This window comes from Helicobacter sp. T3_23-1056, from assembly GCF_053654535.1.
Window position 1 is genome coordinate 128,020 of the sequence record NZ_JBSIUU010000005.1, and the last position, 7,219, is coordinate 135,238.

Consider the following 7,219-nt stretch of genomic DNA (forward strand, 5'->3'; position numbering starts at 1 on the left):
TCTCCACCTTTGACTACAAGTCCGCTAGAATCTATGATGACTTCCACGCAATCGTTCTAGCTCTTTATAATCTATATCATATTTTTCATAAGCATTGCCTATATGCGCGCTATAAAGAATAAAAAATTTTCTAAACTCTTTTATCTCGCAGTTAAGCAAATAATCAACAATCGCAGGCTTCAGCAAAGGAAATATATCGCATATATTTGAATCAGCAAAGTCTATAATATTGTAAATTGATTGCCTGTTTTGTATCAAAGAAACATCATATATATCCGAAAAGCTTACATTATACACAATAAAATCGGAATAAATGATAAAACTACCCAAAGGTGCTTCGATGTTGCTTCCTATGTGGCGTATAATATAAAGCTTTTTGTTAGTGAGATACATATCTTTAGTGTTTAAATGACATACTATACTTTCTAAGATTAGCTTTAAAAAACTACCAAATCCAACAATAATCAATAATGTAGATAATACCCATACAAATAAACCAGCATTTGAAACATCTCTTGTCATTATAAATGGTAAAAAAATAACAAATAAACTAACCGCAATACAAATAAAAGCTATAAAACAACTCCAAAGTTTTACCAATCGAAATCCCACATTATTTTTGCGCTTTAGTTGCCAGAGAATCTCATCGCCATTTTTGTCGTATCTTTTTGGATTTTGGTTTGAATATGCAAGTTGTGTTTGTTTTTGTGGTAATTTTTTATCAAATTCACAACTATAAATATTCAAGGCACTATAAATGTTTTGTTGTTGGTTGCCCATTTTGTTCCTTTAAATAATTTAAATAATGTTCTATTTCTTTCTTATATGGCAAAAAATCTATTATAAAAACATTTGAGTTCCTCTCTTCATTAAATATCATTCCTACATTGAGCGTGTAAATTTTATAAAGATATGCTTTTTTGTCAATATCCATAGATTCTAGTGCGTGTTGTGTTTTTGTCGTGCAAATTTCTTTAAAATCTTGATTATTTTCAAAGCTACCAAATGAATCATATCCGCAAGGAAAAGGAAAGGTTCTGTTTTGTTGCTTTGTGTTGGTTATTGTAATATCCTCACAAAATCTAATTCCTATCGGTATATCAAAGCGTATTACAAAATCCCCATATAGATAACAAATATCACCACCAAATCTTGTAGTCAAAACTAATCCTTTTTGTGTTAAGTGTATTGATTTAAAATTGATTGCATTATACATTTGCCATAGCATAAAAGCATCGTAAGAGATGGCAAATATAAGCCACCATAAAGATATTTTAAAAACTAAAATCCAAGAAAACCACATAAAAAAAGCACCTACAATAAAATACAACATATATTGAAATACCCCAGCAGGGTGGTATTTTCTTTTGCCCTCCCAGAGAATCTCATCGCCATTTTTATCATATCTTTTTGGATTTTGGTTTGAAGTATCCAAATCTGTGATTAGCGTCTCATTTATTTTTTGTAGCATTATTCGCCTCCCTTATTTTATCGATTTTAGCAAAATCTATATAATTTTCCCTATTTTCATTAACCCAACTTGAATTTTTAAAATGTAAATATGCTACTTCATCAATTTTTAAACAATAATTTTCAATATATGGCTTGATTATATCCATAGCTTCGTCTATGTTTGTATAAAAATCCGTAAAATAATATTTTGGTAATATATCTTTTGAGATTGTGTAGATACTTATCGCATCGATAAAATCCCAGCCTACCGTAGAGGGTATGCCACAAGTTAAGTAAAACTTTCCCAAAGGTAAAACCAAATCTGCCCCAATATATTTTTGCAGGATAAAATTTTGCTTTGTGAGATAGCACGATTTAAAATTAAGATTATAAATCACTTTAATGACAAAATAAAATCCCATAAATAAAAATAATATTATTAAAAAAATTGAATCTATTTGATGGCGATAGATAATCCACACAAGAAACCATATAGCAAGCAAATGCACTCCATAAGAAAATAGATATTGAAACATAAGTTTGTATATGGGATATTTGTGGATTTCCCATATAATCTCATCGCCATTTTTATCGTATCTTTTTGGATTTTGGTTTGCGCGTGAATCTGATTCGAGTTTCTCAATATTTGTGGTGTTGTTTGTATTATTTGGGTTTTGTGTATTTTTGCTCATTTATTGCAGTGTCCTATCTTTTCTTGCAAATCTTTTTCTTTTTGGATTATAGTCATTTCTTCTTCATTCATACACTCAAAAAACTCTTCTCCATTTTCATTTATGATAAGTCTATCGCTTGGGGTGCAGCTTATTGCTATGCCATATATTTTTCCCATATTGATTACCTCGATTTTAGGTATTTTTTTAAAACATTAAAATTTATTATGTTGGGATTCATATTGATAATAAACATATCTTTTCTTATTTTATGCACATTATATTCTATCTCACTATCCAATATTTCAATCAACTTATCGACATTGCTCATTCCAAATGGATTAAAACGAGTGCAAAAATTAGCAATTATGTGCGGATATTTGTCTTTATCAAAAAGTTGCGGTCTAACAAATGCTAAATTTTTATATGCGGCAGGCATTCGCATTAGCACAAGCCTTTCTCTACTAAGTTTAATATTGCCAAATATTCTATATTCTAATATGACATATTTGTCAAATAGTAATATTTTTTTTAATAAAAAAGGCTTACTTAAAAATAAATGCAACAAAACAGGTGCTATAAATGGCTGTATAAAAATAGATAGCACAAAAACAGGGCTATATAGAATCGCTACTATTATAAAACCAAAAATCCACACGCAGTAATTACCAAAACCTCGCTTATATTCACAAACTAAAATAGGATTATTTTTATTGATATGTTTGTGTTTTTTACCATTTTTAAATAACAACAAATGCCAATAAATCCAAAAACATAAAAATACACAAAAAACAATCATAATAACAAAATAAGAACATATAAACCAAGTATTATGATGCCATTTCTCAACCACAACTCCATAAAAAATATATAATCCAAATACGGCAAATGTAGCCCCACAACTAGATATTGTGGAGTAGATTATATTATTCCACTTTCTATCTCTATCACTACCTAGCCCATCAAATAAAAGCGGGTCAAAGGGCATTTTGGTGTTTTGGATTTTCATTGTTTGGCAAAATCTTTTTTCACTCACTTTTTATCTCTCCACCTTTTACGACTAATCCGCTAGAATCTATGATGACTTCCACACCACCAGCTTTGATTATAGCACAATCTCTTTTGACTATGCGCTCGGTTTTTACTTGATATAAAATCCAATTTCTTGCTTGTATAGTAGTTTTTATCTCATATTGCATAATTCACCGCCATTATCCATATCCGTGCAATACCAAATTCACACTTTTTTAATTTTTCATTTTTACCCCACCAAGTAAATATTAAATTCTTTTGGTTCAACATTACCAAGACTGACTTCTGCAATCTCATATCCCCAAAAATCACAAGCATATTGAAAGTCTGACAAAAGATATTCTTTTTCATCTTTGCTATCTTTATCTAATGCCTTGCTCCAATTTTCCACAATCAAAACAAAAGAATTAAAACCTAAATCTAAAAGCCAATCTAAATACTCTATCCAACAATTCCAAGTATTTCCCGCCTCATTAAGCCAAATCATACTCTCATCAGTGGGCGTTTGAAAAGCAGCTTTTGCAGTAGCTACAAACTCATCATAAGTATGCAGTTTTGAGCCATCAAGTTTGACTACAAACAAATCATCACTATCCTTCAAAGTAATTTCATCTAGACTTTTTACTTTGTAGATTTTATTGTCTTTTTTATTTTGCATTGTGTATTTCATTATCGTGCAATCATAACGCATTAAAGTCTTTTTTGCTGTGAGCGCGATAGGCAGAGAAAAAGATTCGTTAGATTTTTTAGGATTCACACATTTGCCTTTATTTGCATTTCCCATTTTTCTCGCATTTATCTTGCAATTTTTCTAACAACTCATCATTTATCGACTCTAGCGGGATTAGATTCGCCATTTTAGGGTCATCGCGTGGTTGGAGTTTGGCTTTCTTTAAAGTTTCTTTTTTAAGTTTTTCTATATCAAGCGCATTTGCATTTGTGAGCGTTAGCACATAAAGCACAAAAAGCAAACTTAATGTTTTCATTTTCTCATTTCCCCTAGCATCGCTCTACTATTTCTACAATCTTAAATGTGCCATTGCCTAAATCAAACAATATATAGCTATCATAGCCACAATCTTGTGCGTATGTGATTGTGAGCTGTTTTTTGTCCTTGCTCCACTCATATTGCGCATACCATTCCTCGCTCTCGCACTTATAGTATTTAGATTTTTCACTTCTGCATTTGCCATTGTATCGATAATTTTGCTTTGGCAATGTCCCTAAAAATTCAAGTTTATATTCATATAATCCCAAATCCATCGATTCTCCGCTTCCCCATCGCTCCCAATATAAAGTCCCTTTTGCCTTTTTTAGTTTATCGTGTGCTTCTTGCATGCTTTTGGCTTTTATTATGGTAAATATAGGTCCTCCACAAGCGTCTAAATCGTATTTAGGATTTACCACGACTTCATAACTATAAGTCTCTCCATTGCTCAATTTTTCAGTTACCCGCCGCAATTCAATCTTGCTCTCATCAAGTTTCTCAAACTCACAATCCGCGTAATCCCATTGCCAATCATCTTTTGCATTCCCTGCAAACGCAATCGACACAAACGCTACCAAAATTACCAAACTTAATTTTTTCATTGTTTTACTTCCTTTTTAGATTGTCGCTAGATTCGTGTAAATCGTTATGCGAATCGCCCACAATCGCGCCATTTTTGTCTATTAAGCCATCTAAATACAAAGCCGCCCACACTCTATCATAGTTAAAATTGCCATTAGATTCACCTAAAATCACTCTATAAGATTGTGTATGCTTATGAAATATTGCCTCAAAAAGTTGTGGATTTTGCTCCAAAAGATAATTTGTAAGATTGCTTATGCCAATAAGATACGCGCTATCAATACGCATTCTTATCGCAAAATAAGGGTCTTCTAAGTTTCTCCAATACACTCTACGACTTGCATCTGCTTCCTCATCGCCATTTTCTGCTTCTCTATCAAGTTTGGCAAGATAATTATTTACCGATTCTATGTCCTTTTTGACATTTTTATCGCGCAATTTCATCGCTTCCTTTGCTATGGCTTTAACTTTTGACTTTTGGACTTTGGGAGTATGGCGCATAATGAGATTATAGTAACTTGTAAAAATATTATCCAAAAAAGCATTATGATTGTAGCAAAGTAGCCACTCACTCGTATTTTCTTGCACTTTTTCACACGAAAAGCTAGGCTTTACACATTCATTTGTCTCAACAATAGCTGGACGACAACATTGCTCATAGAGCCATTCAACCTGCTTATCTAGTGTCTCTTTTGACGCGATTGTAGCAAATGCAGAACCTAAATCATTGGAGCACACAATATCGCTAATTAACAAAAATAATATAAGTTTTTTCATCAATCTACCTCACTTTATTTTGCTTTCAAAATCCTTAAAAACTTCACTAGAATTTATTCTATTAAAATGTTTTCAAAAACATTTTGCAGATTTGCACAAATCAACATACCCTAGCGTTGCTAAAATCTTGCTAAAAATGATAAAAAATATCCGCTTTAATTGCCTAAACCAATGGCAATACAATTTATATTAAAATCTTTTTTTGGAACTATGTATGATATGTATTATGCCTGCTACTACCACACACCATAATACAGGGGACAATAAACATAAGGCAAATACATAATTATCTACATAAATAAATTGTAATTCGTTATTTAGAAACATTGAGCCTGCGCCACCGCTAGTTTCGGCAAGGTAATAAAAAAACTTTGTCATAAAATGAGAGGCTATTGCGCAAAATATGATTCCAAACACTAAAAATTTACATATTTTTCGTTGCTTGTATATAGATAATACAAACCAAAATGTATATGGGATTATCGATATTGAAGTAAGACACGCTACAACTAATTCAATTCTATTCGTTAAATAAGTATATATAATACCACCAAGACATAATGCCATTAAGTATGCAAATAACATATATTTTGTATTATTTGTGCTTTATGATTTATAAGCAGCAAAATCAAACACAATATATTTATCCAAACAAGCAATCCAAAGTAATCCATTACTTAAAAAATTCCTCGTATAAATTTATGATATTATTTTGCGCTAGACTAGCTCATGCGTTTAATCTTACTCACACTCAAACCCCACTTGTGAGTTATGAATCACACCATAGATTGCTTTGCTTGTGTCTTTTGCATTTGGTGGGATATAGGCGATTTTATACCATTTGGGATTGGCAAAATCTTTGCCTAAAAATATAATAAAACCTTTTGTCAAATCATTAAAATCATTTGCACATCTTGTGTGAATGCTATCTTTTAAAATCTGATTCAATACCCTGCCTTTTGGTGATTCGCGCAAGTTGATATACGAATCTTTGGAGGCATAGGATAGCATATATTCGCTAGGAAGCTCTATTGTGCTAATATACCATTTTCTTATGTCGCCTAATGTTTTTACAGAATTGCTCTTTATATTTGCAAAGTATCGTGAATCGCTATCGCTATCTAAATTTGTCTCTATAAAATAATTTTGCAAAGTGATATTTACGCGCACGGCAATGCCACCAAAAATATACTCATCATTTTTATCCACTTTATTTTTCAAAATATTTTTTAGTTGCAAAAAACTACTTTTTTGAAATTCTATATTTTTTTGCAAGGTATCCATTATCACAATGCCAAATTGATTGTCATAGCTTGATAATCGTGGCAAAGCCTTTGGGTTGTCTGGGAAAAATATTAAACGCCAATACATATCCACTTCATCTTGGTATTTGTGCCATTCAAGCACACCATTTAGCGTTATTTCGCCTTTATAAATGATTTTAGTATTTTCAGTATGGCTTTTTTGCAATGCGCCAAAATAACTCATATCGCCTTTTAGCATATCATCAAATTTTGGGTTGTTTATTTTCCCTGCGGATACAACGCTAAAACATATAAGCAATACAAACAACGCAATTTTCATTTTTCACTACCTTATATTATTTTAGATTCGCGTGAATCTTATCTAAAACCGCTTAATTCTCACGCTTTTGGATTTTAGATTATAACTCTTTAATGTTTTGTTAAAATCTTACTCACACTCAAAGCCCACTTGA

11 protein-coding genes are annotated in these 7,219 nt (G+C 31.6%); all 11 read right to left on the minus strand.

Annotated elements, in window-relative coordinates:
* Positions 1 to 24 precede the first annotated feature (24 nt).
* Positions 25 to 780, minus strand: a complete 756-nt coding sequence (locus ACWIUO_RS04060) for a hypothetical protein (RefSeq protein ID WP_454176641.1) — start codon at positions 778 to 780, stop codon at positions 25 to 27.
* A complete protein-coding gene (locus ACWIUO_RS04065; RefSeq protein WP_454176642.1) occupies positions 752 to 1,471 on the minus strand; it encodes a hypothetical protein in 720 nt (239 codons plus the stop codon). The genes ACWIUO_RS04060 and ACWIUO_RS04065 overlap by 29 nt, the downstream gene beginning before the upstream one ends.
* Positions 1,452 to 2,144 (minus strand): hypothetical protein, encoded by a 693-nt coding sequence (locus ACWIUO_RS04070; protein WP_454176643.1) that lies wholly within the window; start codon positions 2,142 to 2,144, stop codon positions 1,452 to 1,454. Before ACWIUO_RS04070 ends, ACWIUO_RS04065 begins: the two co-directional genes overlap by 20 nt.
* On the minus strand, positions 2,141 to 2,302 hold the full coding sequence (locus ACWIUO_RS04075; protein ID WP_454176644.1) for a hypothetical protein: 162 nt from the start codon (positions 2,300 to 2,302) through the stop codon (positions 2,141 to 2,143). Before ACWIUO_RS04075 ends, ACWIUO_RS04070 begins: the two co-directional genes overlap by 4 nt.
* A gap of 5 nt (positions 2,303 to 2,307) precedes the next feature.
* Positions 2,308 to 3,159, minus strand: coding sequence for a hypothetical protein (locus ACWIUO_RS04080; protein ID WP_454176645.1), 852 nt, complete (start codon positions 3,157 to 3,159; stop codon positions 2,308 to 2,310).
* The gene (locus tag ACWIUO_RS04085) at positions 3,152 to 3,322 is read right to left on the minus strand and encodes a hypothetical protein (protein WP_454176646.1); all 171 of its coding nucleotides are present in this window, start codon (positions 3,320 to 3,322) and stop codon (positions 3,152 to 3,154) included. The genes ACWIUO_RS04080 and ACWIUO_RS04085 overlap by 8 nt, the downstream gene beginning before the upstream one ends.
* A gap of 62 nt (positions 3,323 to 3,384) precedes the next feature.
* Positions 3,385 to 3,912, minus strand: coding sequence for a hypothetical protein (locus tag ACWIUO_RS04090; protein ID WP_454176647.1), 528 nt, complete (start codon positions 3,910 to 3,912; stop codon positions 3,385 to 3,387).
* Between the two features lie 10 nt (positions 3,913 to 3,922).
* Complete coding sequence (locus ACWIUO_RS04095) at positions 3,923 to 4,141, minus strand: hypothetical protein (RefSeq protein ID WP_454176648.1); 219 nt, start codon at positions 4,139 to 4,141, stop codon at positions 3,923 to 3,925.
* 13 nt (positions 4,142 to 4,154) lie between these two features.
* On the minus strand, positions 4,155 to 4,745 hold the full coding sequence (locus ACWIUO_RS04100; protein ID WP_454176649.1) for a hypothetical protein: 591 nt from the start codon (positions 4,743 to 4,745) through the stop codon (positions 4,155 to 4,157).
* 4 nt (positions 4,746 to 4,749) lie between these two features.
* Positions 4,750 to 5,502, minus strand: a complete 753-nt coding sequence (locus tag ACWIUO_RS04105; protein ID WP_454176650.1) for a hypothetical protein — start codon at positions 5,500 to 5,502, stop codon at positions 4,750 to 4,752.
* A gap of 741 nt (positions 5,503 to 6,243) precedes the next feature.
* The gene (locus tag ACWIUO_RS04110) at positions 6,244 to 7,086 is read right to left on the minus strand and encodes a hypothetical protein (protein WP_454176651.1); all 843 of its coding nucleotides are present in this window, start codon (positions 7,084 to 7,086) and stop codon (positions 6,244 to 6,246) included.
* Positions 7,087 to 7,219: the final 133 nt, after the last annotated feature.